The 19711-nt window shown below is 66.4% G+C and carries 22 protein-coding genes, 6 tRNA genes and 1 riboswitch; of the genes, 13 read left to right on the top strand and 15 right to left on the bottom strand.

Translation table 11 applies throughout. The features are described 5' to 3' along the window. Positions 1 to 63: 63 nt before the first annotated feature. From hisG to ACSQ1X_RS08565, 13 genes are all read right to left on the bottom strand, one after another. Entirely contained in the window at positions 64 to 924 is an 861-nt protein-coding gene (hisG, locus tag ACSQ1X_RS08625) for an ATP phosphoribosyltransferase (RefSeq protein WP_028270785.1), read from the bottom strand. A gap of 58 nt (positions 925 to 982) precedes the next feature. Next, positions 983 to 1246: a phosphoribosyl-ATP diphosphatase gene (locus tag ACSQ1X_RS08620; RefSeq protein WP_028270786.1), complete on the bottom strand. Its 264-nt coding sequence runs from the start codon at positions 1244 to 1246 to the stop codon at positions 983 to 985. 99 nt (positions 1247 to 1345) lie between these two features. Continuing rightward, the gene (gene ribH / locus ACSQ1X_RS08615) at positions 1346 to 1831 is read right to left on the bottom strand and encodes a 6,7-dimethyl-8-ribityllumazine synthase (RefSeq protein ID WP_011691538.1); all 486 of its coding nucleotides are present in this window, start codon (positions 1829 to 1831) and stop codon (positions 1346 to 1348) included. A gap of 66 nt (positions 1832 to 1897) precedes the next feature. After that, positions 1898 to 2611, bottom strand: a complete 714-nt coding sequence (gene ribA / locus ACSQ1X_RS08610) for a GTP cyclohydrolase II (protein ID WP_436057342.1) — start codon at positions 2609 to 2611, stop codon at positions 1898 to 1900. After that, a complete protein-coding gene (gene ribB, locus ACSQ1X_RS08605) occupies positions 2608 to 3276 on the bottom strand; it encodes a 3,4-dihydroxy-2-butanone-4-phosphate synthase (RefSeq protein WP_436059299.1) in 669 nt (222 codons plus the stop codon). The genes ribA and ribB overlap by 4 nt, the downstream gene beginning before the upstream one ends. Before the next feature lie 44 nt (positions 3277 to 3320). Further along, entirely contained in the window at positions 3321 to 3989 is a 669-nt protein-coding gene (locus ACSQ1X_RS08600; protein WP_436057341.1) for a riboflavin synthase, read from the bottom strand. Then, positions 3989 to 5140: a bifunctional diaminohydroxyphosphoribosylaminopyrimidine deaminase/5-amino-6-(5-phosphoribosylamino)uracil reductase RibD gene (gene ribD / locus ACSQ1X_RS08595; RefSeq protein ID WP_436059298.1), complete on the bottom strand. Its 1152-nt coding sequence runs from the start codon at positions 5138 to 5140 to the stop codon at positions 3989 to 3991. Before ribD ends, ACSQ1X_RS08600 begins: the two co-directional genes overlap by 1 nt. A 143-nt stretch (positions 5141 to 5283) precedes the next feature. Continuing rightward, positions 5284 to 5436, bottom strand: a riboswitch (FMN riboswitch). A gap of 60 nt (positions 5437 to 5496) precedes the next feature. Beyond that, positions 5497 to 6189 carry a ribulose-phosphate 3-epimerase gene (gene rpe / locus ACSQ1X_RS08590; protein ID WP_055802280.1) on the bottom strand — a complete coding sequence of 231 codons (693 nt, stop codon included), beginning with the start codon at positions 6187 to 6189 and terminating at the stop codon, positions 5497 to 5499. A 29-nt stretch (positions 6190 to 6218) separates the two neighbouring features. Next, on the bottom strand, positions 6219 to 7820 hold the full coding sequence (locus ACSQ1X_RS08585) for an RsmB/NOP family class I SAM-dependent RNA methyltransferase (RefSeq protein ID WP_436057340.1): 1602 nt from the start codon (positions 7818 to 7820) through the stop codon (positions 6219 to 6221). Then, positions 7817 to 8737, bottom strand: a complete 921-nt coding sequence (gene fmt / locus ACSQ1X_RS08580; RefSeq protein ID WP_436057339.1) for a methionyl-tRNA formyltransferase — start codon at positions 8735 to 8737, stop codon at positions 7817 to 7819. The genes ACSQ1X_RS08585 and fmt overlap by 4 nt, the downstream gene beginning before the upstream one ends. Continuing rightward, the gene (def, locus tag ACSQ1X_RS08575; protein WP_055802274.1) at positions 8734 to 9321 is read right to left on the bottom strand and encodes a peptide deformylase; all 588 of its coding nucleotides are present in this window, start codon (positions 9319 to 9321) and stop codon (positions 8734 to 8736) included. The genes fmt and def overlap by 4 nt, the downstream gene beginning before the upstream one ends. A 66-nt stretch (positions 9322 to 9387) precedes the next feature. Next, a complete protein-coding gene (locus tag ACSQ1X_RS08570; protein ID WP_436057338.1) occupies positions 9388 to 10269 on the bottom strand; it encodes a cytochrome in 882 nt (293 codons plus the stop codon). Between the two features lie 105 nt (positions 10270 to 10374). Beyond that, positions 10375 to 10449, bottom strand: a tRNA-Val gene (locus tag ACSQ1X_RS08565). A gap of 239 nt (positions 10450 to 10688) precedes the next feature. Here ACSQ1X_RS08565 and ACSQ1X_RS08560 point away from each other — a divergent pair. The 6 genes from ACSQ1X_RS08560 (at position 10689) to ACSQ1X_RS08535 (ending at position 11674) form a co-directional block, all read left to right on the top strand. Then, positions 10689 to 10761 (top strand) — tRNA-Gly (locus ACSQ1X_RS08560). 46 nt (positions 10762 to 10807) lie between these two features. Next, a tRNA-Cys gene (locus ACSQ1X_RS08555) sits at positions 10808 to 10878 on the top strand. Positions 10879 to 10919: 41 nt separating this feature from the next. After that, positions 10920 to 10994 (top strand) — tRNA-Val (locus ACSQ1X_RS08550). Positions 10995 to 11049: 55 nt separating this feature from the next. After that, a tRNA-Gly gene (locus tag ACSQ1X_RS08545) sits at positions 11050 to 11122 on the top strand. A 36-nt stretch (positions 11123 to 11158) separates the two neighbouring features. Beyond that, a tRNA-Val gene (locus ACSQ1X_RS08540) sits at positions 11159 to 11233 on the top strand. 174 nt (positions 11234 to 11407) lie between these two features. Then, a complete protein-coding gene (locus tag ACSQ1X_RS08535; protein ID WP_156372377.1) occupies positions 11408 to 11674 on the top strand; it encodes an antitoxin in 267 nt (88 codons plus the stop codon). Between the two features lie 92 nt (positions 11675 to 11766). On the opposite strand, the gene zapE is transcribed toward ACSQ1X_RS08535, so the two are convergent. After that, complete coding sequence (gene zapE, locus ACSQ1X_RS08530; protein ID WP_436057337.1) at positions 11767 to 12810, bottom strand: cell division protein ZapE; 1044 nt, start codon at positions 12808 to 12810, stop codon at positions 11767 to 11769. A 219-nt stretch (positions 12811 to 13029) separates the two neighbouring features. Here zapE and ACSQ1X_RS08525 point away from each other — a divergent pair, with 219 nt between their 5' ends. From ACSQ1X_RS08525 to ybaK, 3 genes are read left to right on the top strand one after another with little or no spacing between them, the layout of a single operon-like run. Further along, complete coding sequence (locus ACSQ1X_RS08525) at positions 13030 to 13941, top strand: sulfurtransferase (protein ID WP_436057336.1); 912 nt, start codon at positions 13030 to 13032, stop codon at positions 13939 to 13941. A gap of 10 nt (positions 13942 to 13951) precedes the next feature. Then, positions 13952 to 14413 carry a SufE family protein gene (locus tag ACSQ1X_RS08520; protein WP_055802264.1) on the top strand — a complete coding sequence of 154 codons (462 nt, stop codon included), beginning with the start codon at positions 13952 to 13954 and terminating at the stop codon, positions 14411 to 14413. A gap of 21 nt (positions 14414 to 14434) precedes the next feature. Further along, positions 14435 to 14947 carry a Cys-tRNA(Pro) deacylase gene (gene ybaK / locus ACSQ1X_RS08515; protein WP_436057335.1) on the top strand — a complete coding sequence of 171 codons (513 nt, stop codon included), beginning with the start codon at positions 14435 to 14437 and terminating at the stop codon, positions 14945 to 14947. Between the two features lie 15 nt (positions 14948 to 14962). Here ybaK and ACSQ1X_RS08510 read toward each other — a convergent pair whose 3' ends face one another. Continuing rightward, complete coding sequence (locus ACSQ1X_RS08510; RefSeq protein WP_436059297.1) at positions 14963 to 16207, bottom strand: alpha/beta hydrolase family protein; 1245 nt, start codon at positions 16205 to 16207, stop codon at positions 14963 to 14965. A 199-nt stretch (positions 16208 to 16406) separates the two neighbouring features. Between ACSQ1X_RS08510 and ACSQ1X_RS08505 the strand changes: the two genes are divergently transcribed. The 4 genes from ACSQ1X_RS08505 (at position 16407) to ACSQ1X_RS08490 (ending at position 19677) form a co-directional block, all read left to right on the top strand. Continuing rightward, on the top strand, positions 16407 to 16898 hold the full coding sequence (locus ACSQ1X_RS08505) for a hypothetical protein (RefSeq protein WP_028270801.1): 492 nt from the start codon (positions 16407 to 16409) through the stop codon (positions 16896 to 16898). 14 nt (positions 16899 to 16912) lie between these two features. Then, positions 16913 to 17401 (top strand): peptide-methionine (R)-S-oxide reductase MsrB, encoded by a 489-nt coding sequence (msrB, locus tag ACSQ1X_RS08500; protein WP_436057334.1) that lies wholly within the window; start codon positions 16913 to 16915, stop codon positions 17399 to 17401. A 171-nt stretch (positions 17402 to 17572) separates the two neighbouring features. Next, entirely contained in the window at positions 17573 to 18976 is a 1404-nt protein-coding gene (locus tag ACSQ1X_RS08495; protein WP_436057333.1) for a DUF6421 family protein, read from the top strand. Then, complete coding sequence (locus tag ACSQ1X_RS08490) at positions 18973 to 19677, top strand: SDR family oxidoreductase (RefSeq protein ID WP_436057332.1); 705 nt, start codon at positions 18973 to 18975, stop codon at positions 19675 to 19677. Before ACSQ1X_RS08495 ends, ACSQ1X_RS08490 begins: the two co-directional genes overlap by 4 nt. Positions 19678 to 19711: the final 34 nt, after the last annotated feature.

The following is a 19711-nucleotide window of genomic DNA, read 5'->3' as shown; positions in this document are numbered from 1 at the left end:
GATTCGCTGGTGGGAGATGCGGTGTGGTCCCGTTGGACACGGACCGCGCTGGGACGGGCCGGCTCAGATCCGGCAGGCGTGGATGCTGCTGACCAGGATGGCCCGCGCACCGAGGTCGTAGAGCTCGTCCATGATCCTGTTGGTTTCCTTCTTGGGAACCATCGAGCGGACGGCAACCCACTCCGAGTCACGCAGCGGCGAGACGGTGGGCGATTCCAGGCCGGGCGTGAGCGCTGCGGCCTGCTCCACCAGTTCCTTGCGGATGTCGTAGTCCATCAGGACGTACTGCCGGGCAACGAGCACACCCTGCAGGCGGCGGATCAGGACTTCGATTTCCTTGGCCGTGCCGTTCGCGGAGCCTTCCTGGCCGGTGCGGCGGATCAGCACGGCCTCGGACTTCAGGATCGGTTCGCCGAAGATTTCCATTCCGGCGGCCTTGAGCGTGTTCCCGGTTTCGACGACGTCGGCAATCGCGTCCGCGACGCCGAGCCGCACGGATGACTCGACGGCACCGTCCAGGCGGACCACCTTGGCGTTGACGCCGCGTTCGGCGAGGTAGCCGCGCAGGAGGCCGTCATAGCTTGTGGCCAAGCGCTTGCCTTCGAGCTCCTCGACCTTGCTGAAGTCGCCCACCGGGCCGGCGAAGCGGAACGTTGAGGCGGCAAAGCCCAGCGGCAGCAGTTCCTCAGCCTCCACCTCGGCGTCCAGGAGCAGGTCGCGGCCGGTGATGCCGACGTCGAGCGTTCCCCGGCCGACGTAAACGGCGATGTCCCGCGGGCGGAGGAAGAAGAATTCAATGTCGTTGTCCGGGTCCACCATGACCAGCTCGCGGGTATCGCGGCGCTGGCGGTAGCCGGCTTCGGACAGCATGGCCGAAGCCGCTTCGGACAGGGATCCCTTGTTGGGGACGGCAACACGCAGCATGGGGGTCTTTCTGGGTTAGGAAGTCTTGGTTACAGGCAATCGGCCACGCTCAGCATGGCTACAGATGCTTGTAAACGTCTTCCAGGGTCAGGCCTTTGGCGAGCATCAGAACCTGCAGGTGGTACAGGAGCTGGGAGATTTCCTCGGCGGCGGCCTCATCGGATTCGTATTCGGCAGCCATCCACACTTCGGCGGCTTCCTCCACGACCTTCTTGCCGATGCCGTGGACTCCGGACTCCAATTCTGCGACGGTGCGGGAGCCTGCCGGACGGGTGGCTGCCTTCTCACTCAGTTCTGCGAACAGCGTCTCGAAATTCTTCACGCCCTCCAGCCTACTTGCTCCGGGCCTGACCCCGCCTGTCGGGCCGTTCCATGACGGCGCCGATGTGAGGTAATGCACAGGTCCGGAGCAGGCAGCGGATCAGCTGTACTGCTTGAGGGTCACCGCAGTGGCCAGCGCCGCGGTGACAGCCTCGTGGCCCTTGTCTTCCTTGGACCCGGGCAGGCCCGCGCGGTCCAGGCCCTGCTGTTCGGTGTCGCAGGTGAGCACGCCGAAGCCAACGGGGACGCCGGTGTTGACGCTGACGTCGGTCAGTCCCATCGTGGCCGCCTCGCAGACGTACTCGAAGTGCGGTGTTCCGCCGCGGATCACGACGCCCAGCGCCACCACTGCGTCGAAGTGCTTGGCGAGCCGGGCTGCGGCCACGGGGAGCTCGAAGCTGCCCGGCACCCGCAGGACGGTGGGCTCGCTGATTCCGGCGTCCTTGGCGGCGCGGAGCGCGCCGTCCAGCAGCCCGTCCATGATCTGGGTGTGCCAGCTCGCGGCCACAATGGCCAGCTTCAGCTGCGACGTCTCCGCCGGGTTAAGGGTCGTGAGGTCAATCTCCGGTGCGCCGTGTCCACTCATCTAAAGTCTCCTGGTTCGTTCTTTTTGGGTCAGTCTTGGTGCTGAAATCAGTCTTGGGTACTTGAGTCAGTCTTGTTCGTGCTGGAAAGGCGCCGGTCCGGCCGACGGTGACGCGGCCACCGGCTCAGCCTCCTGGCTGTCGAGGACGAGCCGGTGGTCCATCCGGTCCTTCTTGGTCTGCAGGTAACGGATGTTCTGTTCGCGCGAGGGCACCTCGGTGGGAACCATCTCGACGACGGTGACGCCGGCGTCCGCCAGCCGGTTCTGCTTGTCCGGGTTGTTGCTCAGCAGGCGCACTTCGTGCAGTCCAAGCTCGGCCAGGATCTGCGCGGCGGCGTTGTAGCAGCGCGCATCCACGGGCAGGCCCAGCTGCTCGTTGGCTTCAACGGTGTCGAAGCCGGCTTCCTGCAGGGCGTACGCCTTGATCTTGTTGGCCAGGCCGATGCCGCGGCCCTCCTGTCCGCGCAGGTACAGCAGCGTGCCGCCTTCCTCGCTGATCTTCTCAAGGGCGTAGGCCAGCTGCTCGCCGCAGTCGCAGCGGTACGAACCGAAAACATCGCCGGTGAGGCATTCCGAGTGCAGCCGCACCAGCGGCGCCTTGCCGTCCACGGGCGGAATCGGTGAACTGACGGCGAGGTGCTCGATTCCTGTCACCAGGTCGGTCCAGGCCTGGGCCACGAAGACCCCGAATTCGCTGGGCAGCTGGACCACGGGTCCGCCGCTGACCGGGTGCGGCCGGCGCCCCGCCGTAACGTCTTTTCGTGCCTCTGAAGCCGTCATCGCATCTCCTTGTTCCCTGCCGGCGCTGCCGTCCGTCCGCCTGGCTGTGCTGTCTCCAGGTATGCCACCAGATCCTCGATCGAGATCAGCGGGCACCCGTGCTCAGCAGCGAAGCCGCGAAGTCCGTCCAGGCGCATCATTTCTCCGTTGTCGTACACCACCTCGGCGATCACGCCCACCGGTTCCAGTCCGGCAAGCCTGCACAGGTCCACGGCCGCTTCGGTGTGGCCCGGACGTTCACGCACTCCACCGTTAACGGCCCGCAGCGGGAAAACATGCCCGGGACGGGTGATCGATTCCGGGCGGCTGCCGGGATCTGCCAGCACGCGGGCCGTGAGTGCACGGTCCGTCGCGGAAATTCCCGTGCTGACGCCAATGGCGGCATCGCAGGACACCGTGTAGGCAGTGCCCTTGGAGTCTTCATTGACCTCGACCATGGGCGGCAGGAGCAGGGCATCAGCCCGGGCTCCGTCGAGCGGTACGCAGATGACCCCGGAGCTGTAGCGGACGGTCCAGCCCATCAGCTCGGGAGTGGCGTGCTGGGCAGCGAAAATGATGTCGCCTTCATTTTCGCGGTCCTCGTTGTCCACCACCAGCACCGGAAGTCCGGCCGCCATGGCGCGGACGGCGTCCTCGATCGGGTCAAGGAGCGTGTTGCCTGACAGGACATCCGCAGTGGCACCGGGTCGGGGCGTGTTCTTGAGCTGGCTCACTTGGATTCCCCCGCTCCGGCAGCAGCAGTGGCGGTGTGAGCGCCGGTGGCTGCGCCTCCGGCGAAGGCGAGCAGCCGTTCCGTGTACTTGGCCAGGACATCGACTTCGAGGTTTACCTTGCTGCCGGGCTTCTTCGCGCCCAGGCCCGTATCGGCCAGGGTAGTGGGAATGAGGCCCACTTCGAACCACGGGGCAGGTTCCGGCGCCTCGCTGACGGCAGTGACCGTGAGGGAGACGCCGTCGACGGCGATGGAGCCCTTTTCGGCGATGTAGCGGGCAAGGCGCACGGGTACGCCGAACCTCAGGCGGTCCCAGTTGCCCAGTGCTTCGCGCTCGAGGAGCTCGCCGACCCCGTCCACGTGGCCCTGGACAACGTGTCCGTCCAGGCGCCCGCCAGCAGGAACGCAGCGTTCCAGGTTGACGGTGTCGCCCGTGTTCAGCTCGCCGATGGTGCTGCGGACCAGGGTCTCACCCATGACGTCGACGCTGAAGTCCTTGCCGTCGATGTCCGTGGCGGTCAGGCATACTCCGTTGACGGCCACCGAGCCGCCCAGGGTCAGTCCTTCGGTGCTGGTTGGCGCATGGAGGCGCACCGTGGCACTGACGGCGCCGTTGCGTTCTACGGACAGGACCCTGCCCTGTTCGGCAATTATTCCGGTAAACATCAGTTGCCTCCTGTGGCGGTGCCCGCGCCGGTGCGGTGCGGTAAGGATTCGGGTGAGCTGGTGAGGGATGAAATGAGTTCTGAGGCGGCTGCCGGTTCGGCGTGCGCGGGTTCGGCCTGCACGGGTTCGGTGTGCGCGGGTTCGGCGTGGCCCGGAAAGAGGTGGAGCCGCAGGTCCCGGCCGAGGGTCTGCACCGCTCCCCCGGATGCCTGGTCCCAATCCCAGGCCTGGGCCTCCGCGAGGGTGGTGATGCCGAGGTCGCCGAGGGCTGCCGTGCCGGACCCGAGAAGGGTGGGCGCGAGGTAGACGATCAATTCATCCACGAGTCCGGCGGCGAGGAAGGCGCTCAGGATGCTGGACCCGCCTTCCACCATGACGTGGCGTACGCCGGCCGCGAACAGCCGGGCCAGGGCCTCATGCGGATCCCGCGTGGGCAGGTGCAGCACCCGGCCGTCGTCCCCGTGGATGGCGGCGTCGTCGGGAATTCCCCGGAGGCCCATGACGGCGCGCAGCGGCTGGCTGCCTGCCGCCTGGCCCGACGAATCCCGGGCGGTGAGCCGCGGGTTGTCCACCAGGAGCGTCTGCGTGCCCACCAGGATGGCATCAACCCGGCTGCGGAGTCCGTGGTTGTCGGCGAGGGATTCCGGACTGGAGATCCACTGGCTGGTGCCATCAGCTGCAGCGATGCGGCTGTCCAGGGTCTGGGCAATGTGCAGGGTGACAAAGGGGCGCTGGCCGAACACGGCTTCAAACCAGCGGCGGTTCAGCTCGTAAGCGGCGCGCGCGGACAGGCCGGAACGAACGCTGACGCCCGCGGCCCGCAGCGTTGCGGCTCCGCCGGCGGCGGGGTCGTGGGGGTCGTCCACCGCGTACACCACCGAAGCGATGCCGGCATCGATGATTGCCTGGGCACATGGCCCGGTCCGTCCGCAGTGGTTGCAGGGCTCCAGGGTGACCACCATGGTGGATCCGGCCAGGTCGATGCCCTTCATGCCGGCCTGGGCAATGGCATCGGCCTCTGCGTGCGCCGTGCCGGCGCCGCGGTGGTAACCGGTCACCAGTTGCCGGCCATCGGATCCGATGACGACGGCGCCCACGAGAGGGTTTGCCCCGCGGGGACCGTGGAGCGCGGCGGCGAGGGCAGCCTCCATGGCGTCGATCTCGGCAGCACTGAACTGGTCCGTAGTCTGCGGCGTCAAAGCGTTCGTCGTTCCTTCCCTCGAAACCGAGTAGGCTCCGGGGGTATACGACAGCGCAATACCACACCGCCGAAAGGGCAGTGCAGTAACAGCTGTACGTGCTTCTCTCATCCAGACTTTAACTGTCGGTACCGGAATTTCACCGGTTCAACCGTCCGCCGGAACAGTTCCCCAAAAGGATCTGTGCCGGCTCGCGGGTCGCGGACTGTCACCGCCGGTTCGGACTTACACCGACCCCGGAGCACGTAGTGTGTGTTGTTATTCTGTCACAACTGAGTGACTGGTCCGTCTATTCCCGTCAGACTCCGTCATGATTGCGAAACAGGGCCGGACCCGGCCGAGACCGGGCGGGAGCCGGCCGCCCGGAGGCGGTCAATCGCCGTCGCAGGGTCCTCCGCGCCGTACACCGCGGAGCCTGCAACAAACACATTGGCGCCGGCTTCGGCCGCCCGGACAATGGTCTCCTCGGTGATGCCTCCATCCACCTGCAGCGCCACCCCGGTGCCGGAGCCGTCGATCGCTGCCCGGGCCCGCCTGATCTTGGGGAGCGTCAGGTCCAGGAAGGACTGGCCGCCGAAACCGGGTTCCACAGTCATGATCAGCAGCAGATCCAGTTCCGACAACATGTCCAGGTAGGGCTCCACCGGCGTGCCGGGGCGCAGGGCCATACCTGCCTTGGCACCGCGAGCGCGAAGCTCCCGGGCCAGTTTGATGGGCGCGATCGAGGCTTCAACGTGGAACGTCACTGACGCGAGTCCCGCGTCCGCATAAGCGGGCGCCCAGCGGTCGGCGTCGGCGATCATCAGGTGCGCATCCAACGGCACCGGGCTCACGGCCTGGATGCGCTGCACCACGGGCAGGCCAAGGGTCAGGTTCGGCACAAAATGGTTGTCCATGACGTCAACGTGGACGGCGTCTGCATTGCTGATTCTGCGCAGCTCTGCCTCCAGGTTGACGAAGTCGGCGGAGAGAATGCTGGGGTTGATGCAGCACTGAGCCATGTCGGCTCCTTTCACTGAAGGCTGAGGGATCAGGGTTTCTTGTGGATGAGTGCCAGGAACATTGCGTCCGTCCGGTGTACATGCGGCCACAGCTGGGCGGTCAGTTCATGGCCGGCCTCCAGGTGCCCGGGCAGGCTCACCTTGTCCAGGGCAGCGCCGGCATCGAGCAGTTCCAGGTCGTCGCGCTTGCGCAGCGCATCGGTCACGACGGCGGTGGTCTCGGCAGGGTGCGGCGAGCAGGTCACGTACGCGACCACGCCGCCGGGCCGGACAGCGTCGAGTGCCGACTTCAGCAGTTCCCGCTGCAGCGGGCCAAGATCCGCGAGGTCCTTGGGGGTGCGCCGCCACCTTGATTCGGGCCTGCGCCGGAGGGCGCCCAGTCCACTGCAGGGAACATCGACGAGGACGCGGTCGAATGTTTCCGCCATCTCAGTACCTACGTCGCGGCCATCGCCGGTCCGGACATGCCACACCTCGTGCGGGACCGCGGCCAGGGCCTGCCTCACCAGCTTGGCGCGGTGCGGGGCGGGTTCGTTGGCCAGCAGGGTGGCACCCTGCTGCCGGGCGAGGGCACCCAGCAGCGCCGCCTTGCCGCCCGGTCCGGCGCAGAGATCCAGCCACTTTTCGCCGCTTTGGCCGGCGGACTGCGCCTCCGGCTTCCCCGGATCCGCAGGTGTCAGGTCGACGGCGGCCATGGCGCGGGCAACCAGCTGCGAGCCTACGTCCTGGACCCTGGTGCTGCCTTCCCTTACCGATGCGAGCCGGCCGAGGTCGCCGCCGCTGGAGAGGGCCGAGCCTTCCACCAGCTCGCCGGCAGTGGCTCCGCCTTCCAGGGCTTCGTCGAGGCTTCCCAGCCCGGGCAGAGCAACGAGGTTGACCACCGGGGCGGCGTTGTCCGCCTCAAGGAGTTCGTTGATCTCGGTGACCGGGCGCCCGTGCGCCACCAGGGACTGCCGCAGGGCGCGGACAATCCACTCGGGGTGGGCGTAACGGACGGACGCCACCCGGGTTTCGTCCTGCTCGTCGCTGAGCAGCAGCTCGAGCCACTCGTCCAGGGTGTGGGCGGAGACCTTGCGCAGGACGGCGTTGATCAGGGCCGACGGGCCGGCTCCGATGACCGCCCGGGCGAGTCCCACGGTCTGGTCCAGGGCAGCGTGGGCGGGTACGCGCATGGCCAGCAGCTGGTGGGCGCCGATCCGAAGGGCGTCCAGGATGGCCGGATCCAGCTGGTCCAGCGGCCGGTCGACGCAGCGGGCCAGTACGGCGTCATAGGTTCCCTGGCCGCGCAGCGCCCCGTAGCTCAGCTCGGTGGCGAACCCGGCGTCCCGCTTGTCCAGGCCATGGTGGCGGATTCGCGCCGGCAGGACCAGGTTTGCGTAGGCGTCTTCCGACGCGACCGCACGCAGCACTTCAAACGCCACCAGCCGGGCCGGGTCGGCACGCCGTGTGCGCTGCGAAGGGGCATTCTCGGTGAAGTTCCGCTTGGGTCCGCGGTTGCGCTCCCGACCCTGGGCGTCCCGCTGGCTTCCGCTGCGGCTGCCGCCGGATCCGCCGGACGGCCCGCCGCCGCTTGTTCTCCCCTGACGGGGGGCCCTGCCGCGGCCGCTGCCGCCCGTTCCGGACTCACTCATTCGAATACCACGCCTTCCAGTGCTGCCTGTCCGCGCGCCCAGTCGGCGGCGGCCATCATCTTTTTGCCCGAAGGCTGGATCCGCGTCAGCTCAACGGGATGGGAACCTGTCCCCACCAAAACGCTTTTGCCGTCGGGAAGCACCTGCCCCGGCTTCTGCGGCGGCGCCTCGGTCCTGAGTACAACCGGGTCGAGTTTGACCCGCTGCCCCTCCAGCGTGGTCCACGCGCCGGGTTCGGGCGTGACGCCGCGCGCCCGGCGCCCGATGGCAAGGGCGGGCTGGTGCCAGTCGATCCGGCCGTCGTCGATGCCCAGTTTGGGCGCCAAGGACACATCCCCCGACTGCGGAACCGCGACGGCCCGTCCTGCCTCGATGGCCGAAAGCGTCTGGGCGAGCAACACGGCGCCACTGTGGGAGAGCCGTTCCAGGAGTGCCCCGGAGGTGTCGTCAGGACGGACGGCCTCGGTCAGGGTGCCGAAGACGGGGCCAGTGTCCAGCCCCTCCTCAAGCAGGAACGTAACGGCGCCGGTGATGTCGTCGCCGGCAATGACCGCGCGCTGCACGGGCGCGGCGCCGCGCCAGGCGGGGAGGAGGGAGAAGTGCAGGTTGATCCAGCCGTGCCGCGGAACGTCCAGCGCGGCGCGCGGAATGAGGCCGCCATAGGCGACGATGGCGGCGGCATCCGGTGCCGCGGCGGCGATCCTTGCCGTCACGTCCGCGTCCACCTTCGCGGCATGGATCACTTCGATGCCGAGTTCGGCGGCGCGGGCGGCAACGGGCGACGGCGTGAGCACGCGCTTGCGTCCGATCGGCGCGTCCGGCCGGGTCAGGACGGCGACGACGTCAAAGCCGGCCTGCACCAAAGCGTCCAGGGACGGGACCGCGACAGCCGGCGTACCGGCGAAGAGGACCCTCACTCGGCGGCGCCGAAACTGCCGCCGCTGAAGCTTCCGCCACCAAAACTGGAGCCAACAGTCTTGGCCCGCTTCGACGTCGTCCGCTCGGTGATGGCGTCGTAGTTGGCGTTGCGGATGGAACGCAGGGCGGCCTTGCGGTCTTCACCCTCGAGCCTGTCCGTGAACAGGATGCCGTCCAAGTGGTCCGTTTCATGCTGGAAGCAGCGGGCCAGCATGCCCTCGCCGTCCACCGTGACGGGGTTTCCGTGCAGGTCGACGCCGGTGACCCGGGTGGCACGTCGCCTCCGGACCGGGAAGCCGAGGCCAGGGATGGACAGGCAGCCTTCCACTTCGTCGGGCTGGAAGTCGTCGCTGTTTTCCAGCACCGGGTTGATGATGTGGCCTTCCACTCCGCCGATGCGGTAGGTGAACACGCGCTTGCTGACGCCGACCTGGGGCGCGGCCAGTCCTGCACCGTCCACGTCCTCCATGGTTTCGGTCATGTCGGCGACGAGTTTTGCGAGTTCCGGCCCGAATTCCGTCACGGGATCGGCAACTGTGCGCAGCACAGGGTCGCCGATGATGCGGATACTCAAAATGGCCATGTGCAATCTGTCCTTCGGTGGTGCTGGGTAAGCGGGTACGGGATCCAGTCCAGTTTAGTTGGCCGGCTACCTGCCGGGCACAGCCTGCAGTGTCGGCGGTGCCACGGGCAGCGGCGGCGGCGCCAGCGGGAGCAGGGCTGTTCCGGCGCTGACGGTGTCGGCCGACATCTCCCAGACGCGCCGCAGGGCGCAGAACTTCCACCAGTGGTGCTTGAGCACCTCCGGGTTGGCACGCATTGGCCGGACCTCCGTCTCCCCGATGGCGACCGCCAGCAGGATCGGGGACTCGCCGTGCCGCCAGGGCTCCCACTCCCCTGCGACAGGATCAACCAGGCTTTCCTCGGCCTTCATTCCCGCCACCAGCTGCATCACCACTTTGTCGTCCAGCGGCTTGACCGTGCCGTCCCGGGTGGTGCCCTTGGTCTTGTAATCGATAATGCAGGTCCTGCCGTTGATCCTGGCGACCAGGTCCAGCGTGCCTGCGTACCCGACTGTCTTATTCCAGACGGTGACTTCGGGCGCGACCGGCTCCACAGCAAACAGTTCCCACCACTCGTCGAATCGCGCCGCAAAGGCTTCCTCGCCGTTTGCTGCCAGCGCCTCCCGCATTTCCTTCATCTGATGTGGCCGGCCCAGGGCCCTGAGTGCAACCTGTTCGCAGTAGTTGTGCACGCGGTCGCCTCGCCGGGCAGCGTCGTCGCGGTAGGTTTCCGCTGCTTTGGCAGCCCGGCTGACCGCCTGGCGGACCTTTGCGGGGCTTCCCAGGATCCCGGGGAGCAGCGGATCGCTGGCCAGGCTGTTTGCCCCCATGTACCCGAACCAGCCGTCGAGGCCGTGCGGCTGCTGGCCGATCACGGTGGTGATGGACGGGACGGAAAACGATTCGGAGGTGGAGCGTGCATACATCCGCCCGTATTCCGTGGCGTGGGCAAGGAGTGGATCAGTCATGCAAACACTCTTTCATGAAGGGCTGACAGGATTGCCGGGCGGCAAGGGACGCGGCCGGAAAGCGAAATGGCCCGTCCCGCTGATTCAGCGGAACGGGCCATTCATTGGTGGGCGATACTGGGTTCGAACCAGTGACCTCTTCGGTGTGAACGAAGCGCGCTACCACTGCGCCAATCGCCCCAATGCCATTGAATGCTAGCCCACCCCGGCGGCTTTTGGAAATCGAGCCCTTCGACGCCGAAACGAACCATCGAATTACACGGCTGTCATTAGCTTTATCCCCTAGATTTCAAGGAAGTAAGGGCCTAGGGCGCCGATGACGAGGGGCCGATTTGTAAGTTCCCCGAACCTCCTATAGAGTTCTTACTCGTTGGAACGCGAGGAAATGCCGAATGCGGCACGGAAATGCTGACAATAATGCGGACGTAGCTCAGCTGGTAGAGCACCACCTTGCCAAGGTGGATGTCGCGAGTTCGAATCTCGTCGTCCGCTCGCAGGACACTGTCATGGCAAAGGTTCCCCGGAACCTGGCTTACACGGTGGGTTGGCCGAGAGGCGAGGCAGCGGCCTGCAAAGCCGTATACACGGGTTCGAATCCCGTACCCACCTCGGTGAAAACCTTGGTATCCGGTTTATCCCGGAGAACATTTGGGCGATTGGCGCAGCGGTAGCGCGCTTCCCTGACACGGAAGAGGTCACTGGTTCGATCCCAGTATCGCCCACCAAAGCAAGGAAACTTGCTTGATCCAGTACCACCGGCCCAGCCGGCATGGACTAAATGCGGACGTAGCTCAGCTGGTAGAGCACCACCTTGCCAAGGTGGATGTCGCGAGTTCGAATCTCGTCGTCCGCTCTCTTTTTTCAATACCACTCCGGATCCTTCCGGTGCGGGCGATTGGCGCAGCGGTAGCGCGCTTCCCTGACACGGAAGAGGTCACTGGTTCGATCCCAGTATCGCCCACCACAAAGCAGCTCCCCGGAGCTGCTTTTTTATTGCCCGGCGTTCCGGCGGGAACGCCCCGAATAGGGCATCAGGACCCTAGACAAGTCGCGGCGCGTGCCCTTGGCACTCCGGGGGTCCCGGGCTAGGATCGAAAGCGGAGGAGCGATCTGGCTCCGCGACAGAAGGGAGGTGCCCGTGGGAATTCTTGACGATCTGAAGGGCAAGGCTCAGCGACTCGTTGGTGGCAATGAACAAGCCATCAAGGACGGCATCGAAAAGGCCGGCGATTTCGTCGACTCGAAGACCGGCGGAAAGTACGCCGACAAGATCGATTCCGTCCAGAAGGGCGCAGCCGGCCTCGTGGACAAGGTCGACGACAAGCCGCATGCGGCACCCGTCGACGAGCCTCCCGTCGCCGGAGAGCCCCCTGTAACCGGTGAACCCCGGCAGCAGGGCCTCTAACCCAGGAACGTCAGCGAGGTGCCGGTCCCGCCGTGAGGCGGCGCCGGCACCTTTGGCGTTTAAGCGCGGCGTTTAAGCGCAGCGTTTACGGGCTACGACGGTTCGTGGTTCTGCCCTTCCCGGGCAAGGGCCGTCAACCGCGACACCGCCCGGAAGTACTTCTTCGTGTAGCCGCCGGTCATCATTTCCTCGGTAAAAAGCTGATCGAAGGGAACGCCGCTGGCGAGGATCGGAACATCCTTGTCATACAGCCGGTCCGCCAGCACCACGAACCGGAGGGCCACTGCCTGCTCGGTGATGGTTTCCACATCACGCCACACAACACCCTCGATGCCGGCCAGGAGCTGCCGGTACCGGCTGGGGTGGACGCCTGCCAGGTGGTTGATGAGGGTCTTGAAGTCATCCCGGGCCACCGTTTTACCGTGGAATTCCGCCTGCATGTGGTGCGTCAGGTCTGCATTCTTCAGCGGAGCAGGCGCTGCCGGGAGGCCGCGGTGGCGGAAGTCCTCGCCGTCGATCCTGACGACGTCGAACTGGTCCGCCAGCACCTGGATCTCACGCTGGAAGTCGACAGCGGCGAACCGTCCGTCGCCCAGCGAACCGGGGAGGGTGTTCGACGTGGCGGCAAGCTTGACGCCGGCGTCGGCCAGTTCCCGCATCAGCCGGGACATCAGGACGGTGTCCCCCGGGTCGTCGAGTTCGAACTCGTCGATGCACACGAGCTTGTAGCTGCTGAGCGCCTCAACGGTCTTGCGGAAGGACAGCGCGCCCACCAGGTTGGTGTATTCGACGAAGGTGCCGAAGGCCTTGGGTCCGGGGGCCGCGTGCCACAGCGATGCCAGCAGGTGGGTCTTGCCCACGCCGAAACCGCCGTCCAGGTAAATGCCGGCGCGGGAATTGTCCTTGTCCTTCTTGCCAAACAGTTTCTTGAAAAGTCCGGAGCTTCCGTTGGCGCCAACGCCGGTGGCGAAGGACTCCAGCGCCGTCACCGCCCCGGCCTGGCTCGGCTGCGACGGATCGGGCCGGTAGCTTGTGAAGGAGACCTCTCCGAACCGCGGGGAGGGATAAAAACCCTTGAGGAGTTCATCCACGGAAACCGACGGTGTCCGCGCGGAGAGCTGTTCGATCTGTACCAAGGTGGTCCGTTCTGCTGGTCTCGTGTCCCCAGAAAGGATACCGGCAATGGGGCACCGGCCCCATTGCGCTGTGCGCACACGTGACCAAGGCCATATTTCCCTCTGTGAACGCAGGGACGCATTAGTGCCGGCCCGTGGCTAGTGTTGGAACTGGCCCGGCCGCAGCGACGCCTCCCGGTGGCATGGGTCCCCTGACCGTTTCAGTGAAAGGCCATCCCTGTGTCCTACCCCGTTGAACAGAACGAAAAGTTCGCCGAGTACGCGAATCCGGAACGCCTTGTGTCCACCGAATGGCTCGCAGAGGCCATTGAAAACGGCGCCGTCGCCGAGGGCAAACTCGTGGTGGTGGAGTCCGATGAGGATGTCCTGCTCTACGAAACCGGCCACATCCCGGGCGCCGTCAAGATCGACTGGCACACCGACCTGAACGACGAGGTGACCCGCGACTACGTGGACGGCAAGGCGTTTGCGGCCCTGGCGGCTGCCAAGGGCATCTCCCGCGACTCCACCGTGGTCATCTACGGCGACAAGTCCAACTGGTGGGCCGCGTACGCCCTGTGGGTCTTTACCCTCTTCGGCCACGAAGACGTCCGCCTGCTGGACGGCGGCCGCGACAAGTGGATCGCCGAGGGCCACAAGCTGACCACCGACGTCACGGTCACCTCCCCGGCCGAATACCCGGAGGTGGAGCGCAACGATGCCCCCATCCGCGCCTTCAAGGAAGACGTGCTGGCCCACTTCGGCAAGCCGCTGATCGACGTCCGCTCCCCCGAGGAATACAGCGGCCAGCGCACGCACATGCCCGCCTACCCTGAGGAAGGCGCCCTGCGGGGCGGCCACATCCCGACGGCTGCCTCGATCCCCTGGGCACGCGCGGCAGCCGGCGACGGCACGTACCGCAACCGGGCCGAACTCGAGGCCCTTTACCTGGGCGAGGCCGGCCTCAAGGAAGGCGACGACGTCGTGGCATACTGCCGCATCGGCGAGCGTTCCAGCCACACCTGGTTCGCACTGAAGTACCTGCTGGGCTTCGAGACGGTGCGTAACTACGACGGTTCCTGGACCGAGTGGGGTAACGCCGTCCGCGTGCCCATCACCAAGGGAACCGAGCGCGGCACGGTACCGGCGTAAACTGGACCTGATGAATACCCAAGCCCTTCCCGCCGCGCTGGCGGAAATAGTTGACGACTTCCAGGCCCTGACCGAACCCGAGCGGCTGCAACTGCTGCTGGAGTTCTCCCAGGGGCTCCCCGAGCTTCCGGACCGGTTGAAGGACCACCCGGAACTCCTTGAGCAGGTTGTCGAGTGCCAGTCGCCGCTGTTCCTGACCGTTGAGACGGAAAAGCACGACGCCGGTTCGCCGGACAGCGTGCGCTTGTACTTCAAGGCGCCGCCGGAAGCACCCACCACCCGAGGATTCGCTGGTGTCCTGCATGAAGGGCTCGACGGTCTCACGGCACCGGAGATCCTTTCGGTGCCGGATGACATGCCCGAGCTGCTTGGGCTCACCCGCGCCATCACTCCCCTGCGGATGCGGGGAATGACGGCCATGCTGGGACGGATCAAGCGCAAGGTGGCTGCCTCCGCCGCGCTGAAGGCCTAGGCCGGAAGGTCCGGGCACCACATGGCGCGCAAACAGGCTTCACAAGGAACGCCGGCTACAGCAGCACTCGCTGCGGCCGGCGTTCCTTTCGTGCTGCATCCGTACAGCCACGACCCCTCGGCTGCCAGCTACGGGATGGAAGCCGCCGAAGTGCTGGGCGTGGATCCCGCAAAGGTCTTCAAGACCCTGATGGTGGATGTGGACGGCAGGCTCGCCGTGGGGATCGTCCCGGTGCACGGAAACCTGGACCTGAAGGCAATCGCGGCTGCGCTGGGCGCCAAGAAGGCAGCCATGGCGGATCCAGCCACGGCACAGCGCAGGACCGGCTATGTACTGGGCGGAATATCACCGCTGGGGCAGCGCCAGCCCTCCCCCACCGTCCTGGATGAGAGCGCCCTGGGCCAGGAGAGCATCCTGGTCTCCGGCGGCCGGCGCGGGCTCGACATCGAGCTTGACCCGGGCCATCTTGTCCGGCTCACCGGCGCCATCACCGCGCGCATCGGCACAGGCCCGAAATCCACTCCGGACCGCTAGCGTCCGGTCCGGAAGCTACTCCGGAGCGTTAGCATCCGGCACGGCCGGCAAGGGCTTCCGGGGGCGGGAGCCCGGGTTGGTCCGGGGTGCCAGCTGCCGCCGCAGCCAGGCGGTGACCAGGCCTTCCCAGCGCTCCGGATCGACGTTCCACTCCTTGGTATGGCGGGCGTTCTGGAACGACTCGAAGGTGACCATCTCCGGGTTTTTTTCGGCAATGCTGGCCGACGGGCCGTAAGGCACATATTCGTCGTCGACGCTGTGCAGGATCAGTGTGGGGGTCCTGAGTTCCACGGCGCGGGAGACCCAGTCCATCGGCTTCAGGTCTACGGGCGCCGCCAGTCCCGTCAGGCGCCGGCCCAGGCGGTGTCCCATCATCAGCTGCCCGTACTTCCCGACTGCGGACGGGATGCGGTTCAGTTGCGCATGGTGCGCCAGCACGTTCACCCAGTCAATGACCGGTGCATCGAGCACCATCGCCCGGATGAGGTGGTGGTGCCGGGAGAGGTCGGCCGTCTGCAGGCAGATCGCACCGCCCATGGACCAGCCAAACAGCACCACTTCCCTGGCGCCATTGGCGACGGCGAAACTGATGGCTGCCTCGACATCGCGCCATTCGGTGGACCCAAGGCCGTAGCGCCCGTCCGGGGCGGAAGGTGCCAGTCCGTCGTTGCGGTAGGAGACCACCAGGCTGGTCATGCCGAGAGCCCGCGCCGGCCGGAGTGCCCGCAGGCATTCCTGCCGGCTGGCACCGCGGCCGTGGACCATGATGGCCCAGATGTCCGAGGGCACCGCCGCGCGCACCAGCCACGCCGGCGCAACGCCGCCCTCGACGTCGACTTCCACGTCCTCGGCCGGCAGGCCGATCGACGCCGGGTCGGGGTGCGAAGCCCCGCTCCAGTAGCCTCGGCGGGCCTTGGTGAGGTCGCCGGAATAGACCGCTTCGACCTCCCGCAGGACGGTGCGTTCCGCGGGTGAGTACGAAAGGATCCTGCCGATCCGTGCGTGTCCGCGGCCGCCGTCGAAGAACAGCCCGTAGGTGCCCTCAACCGTGGTGTCCTCGGTGGCGGCAAGGATGATCTGGAGTCCGTCCGCGGCCCGGATGACGGCCAGCACTTCCTGGTTCTCATCCCGGACCCGCACTGGCGTGATGACCCGCCGGGCGAAATAGAGGGCGAGGGCAGAGGACCCTGCACCCAGCAGTCCCGCGGCGGCACCTCCGGCGATTACGCCGCCCACGGCCCATTTGGCGCTGGCGGACATGCCCGCCTCGGGGGTGCCCTGGACCCGGTCCAAGGCACGGGGCGGATTCGTCGGAGTGGCCGGGCGCAGCCCCGGAATTGATGCCATGGATCCATTCTTACTGCTGCCGGCCCTCCGATCATATTCGGGCACACCGCTGGCGGCCGGAGGCCCGGATGAAATCCGTGCGGGAAGGTCAGGCCGGGACTAGGCTGGGGTCATGAGCGATCCAATCGTCATTTTGACAGAAGAGCCGCTGGGTGCGGACGACCGCGTGAACATCGAACGCCTGGTGGACGGGGGTGACGCGCCCCTCCTGGTGCTGGTGCCGGCCAACACGGAACGGCACCTACTGGTGGACTTCCTCGAAAACCTCTCCCTCCTGGACGTCGCCAAAGCTTTCCGGGAGCTGACTTCCCATGCCCCGGATCCCGCAACCGAACGCGCTGCCGCCGCCGAAACGCTGGCGGTATCGCTTAACGCGCTGGCCGGAATCGGCGGCGGCGTCACCGGCGAAGTGGTGGAGGGCGGGGCCGTGCAGGGACTCGTGGCCAAGGTCAAGGAAGTCGGTGCGGGCCAGGCCGTCGTCATCACGCGCCCCCATGCCATCGCGGACACGTTCCACACCGACTGGGCCAACAAGGCCCAGGACCAGCTGGGACTGCCTGTGCTGCACCTGTATGCGGGTTCGGGATTTATCGGCGACTCCTGAGCGTTGTTCAAACCATGAGCATCTTTAGCAACAAGCCAAAAGTCGCGCCCGTCCAGGTCTCCGGCGATGGATCCCCTGCGGAAAACAACACTCCGCGGGTTGAAAAGACCGACGAGGAATGGCGGCAGGAGCTGACGCCGGAGGAGTACCGGGTGCTCCGGCAGGCGGGAACCGAGCGTCCCTACACCGGAGAATATTGGGACACCCACACGGCCGGTGTCTACAAATGCCGGGCCTGCGGCGTGGAACTCTTCACGAGCAAGGAAAAGTTCGACTCCCACTGCGGCTGGCCGTCCTTCTGGGCACCGCTCGCAGACGGAACCGTCCGCTACATCCATGACCGCACCATGGGCATGGACCGTGTTGAGGTCCGCTGCGCAAGCTGCGATTCGCACTTGGGCCATGTTTTCGAGGGCGAGGGGTACGGCACCCCCACGGACCAGCGCTTCTGCATCAATTCCGTCTCGCTGACGCTGGTTTCAGCGGACGACGCCGCAAAGTAGGCGCCGCCAGGCAGAGGCGGAAGGACCCGCCCCGGCTACGGCTAGGGCGGGTCTGCTCCACCACTTGCACCAGTCTTTCTTATGCTCGGGCTAATTTTGCATTAGGAGCTCTGATTGCTTGCTACGCTCGCCGTAGAAGCTCCAAGCAACCCAGAAAGGCGATCGCCGACGATGACCACGACCGCTCTCACCGCACACGCCCCGCTCACCGAAAACCACCCCGAGTGGCTGAGGCTCAAGGCTGCCGCGACGGCAATCCAGGCCCTGCAGACCCAGGACGGCTCGGTGCCCGCGGCCGCTGACCACGAAGCCGCCGCCGCGCACGTCAGCACCATCTGCACGGCCGTCGAAGCACTGGCTCCGTCCTTTCCGCATGACTCCCGATACCTCGAACTCCTGGTGAGCGACTTCGGCCGCTGGGCCTCCGACGGCTTCGGGGTGCCGGATTTCCTTGACTCGCTGCTCGCTTTCCAGCCGCAGCAGCACCGCATCGACGGGCTGCAGCACCTGGTGGTTTTCCCCATGTACACCCAGAACGGCAGCAGCAACCGCCTCGTGGAAGCAGTCCTGATCGAGGTCATCTGGCCGGAGTTCATCGCCGGCCTTGAAGAGGGTGAATACTCCAACAAGCTCTTCGTTCCCATCCGCTTCCTGGACTTCACGCCCGGCTACAACACCAACTCCGCCGTGCTGTTCCCGGAAACCGTGGCGGTCCGGGAAACCCCGACGTTCACCTGGGGTGCCATCTTTGCGGACCGGGAAGCAGCCCGCTTCCGCCGGGTCCTCGGGGCCGCTGCCGATATCACCCGCCTGGAGCTCCCTGCCGAGGCCGCCGAGCTCCTGGAGAACCAAAAGCTCACCCAGGAAACGTTCGTGATGTGGGACCTGATCCATGACCGCACCCACATGCGCGGCGACCTGCCCTTCGATCCGTTCATGATCAAGCAGCGCATGCCGTACTTCCTGTACTCACTGGAGGAACTCCGCTGCGACCTGACCGCCTTCCGCGAATCCGTGAAGATCGAAAAGGACGAAGAGGCTGACCCCGAAGCACGCCGGCACGCCAAGCTCGTCCAGTATGCCGTCATCTTCGACCGGATCTTCCGCTTCGCCATCACCGGCAGCCGCGTCCGTAACTACGACGGCCTCGGCGGCCAGCTGCTCTTCGCCTGGATGCACCAGCACCGCGTCCTGCACTGGACCGACAGCAAGCTCAGCATTGACTGGAACGAAGTCGCCGACGTCGTGGTTGAGCTCGGTGCCAGGATCGAAGAGCTTTACTGGCGCTCGATCAACCGCCCCAAGATGGCCCACTGGCTGGCCGCTTACGAGCTGATCTCCGGGACCGTCACCCCCAACCCGGCGTCCGTCTGGGCCAAGGGTCCGGGCGCGCTGCCCCTGGCCGGACCGCCGCGCGGCCTCACCGACCAGGTGCTCGACGACGAATTCCCGCTGTCCATGTTCTATGAAGCCCTCGAGAAGAAGATGCGCCCCGTCATCGAGTCCACTGCCGGCATCACCGGCTCATCTGCCACCGGCACCGGCATCAATACCCTGGCCATGAACGCCGGATGAGTGCCGGACGCCCCTTGAACGTATTGGTCACGGGCGGCAGCGGGCCGTCCGGGATCGCCACTGCACGCGCGTTGCGCGAAGCAGGCCATACGGTTTTTGCGGTCGGTTCGGACGGTCCCCGGATTGAGGCCGCCGCCGCGGAAGCGGGCGGCGGCGTCATCCCCCTCGTCTGCGACCTCGCCAGCCTGGCTGACGTCCGGGAGCTGCACGCCACCATTTCCGCCACTGCCGGAAGGGTCGACGGCGTCATCCACCTTGTGGGCGGCTGGCGCGGCGCCCGGGGCATCACGGACCAGACCGACGAGGACTGGGACTTCTTGGAACGCGGCGCGCTCACCACCGTGCGGAATGTCACGAGGGTGTTCTACGACGACCTCGCGGCATCGGAGGCCGGCCGTTTCGCCATGGTGACCTCCACTGCCGTTGCAACCCCGACGGCGGCCGGCGCGAGCTATGCTGCGGCGAAAGCGGCTGCCGAAGCATGGACCCTTGCGGTGGCCGAAGGCTTCAGCAAGGGGACGCACAGCGCCGCGGTCATCTTCGTGGCGAAAGGCCTCGTGGACGCCGGGATGCGTGCGCGGTCCCCCGAACGCAGCTTCCCCGGCTTCACCGACGTTTCGGACCTGGCGGCTGCCGCCGTCGGACTTTTTACCACCCCGGCGGCGGAACTGAACGGCCGTCGGCTGGTCCTTAGCCGATAACGGCCCACATCCCTAGACTGAAAGCGTGACCAAA

Origin of the sequence: Arthrobacter sp. LjRoot78 (assembly GCF_964254335.1) — a bacterium.
Lineage (GTDB): Bacteria > Actinomycetota > Actinomycetes > Actinomycetales > Micrococcaceae > Arthrobacter.
The sequence above is the reverse complement of the archived record's forward strand: the minus strand, read 5'-3'. Positions and strand labels throughout refer to the sequence as shown.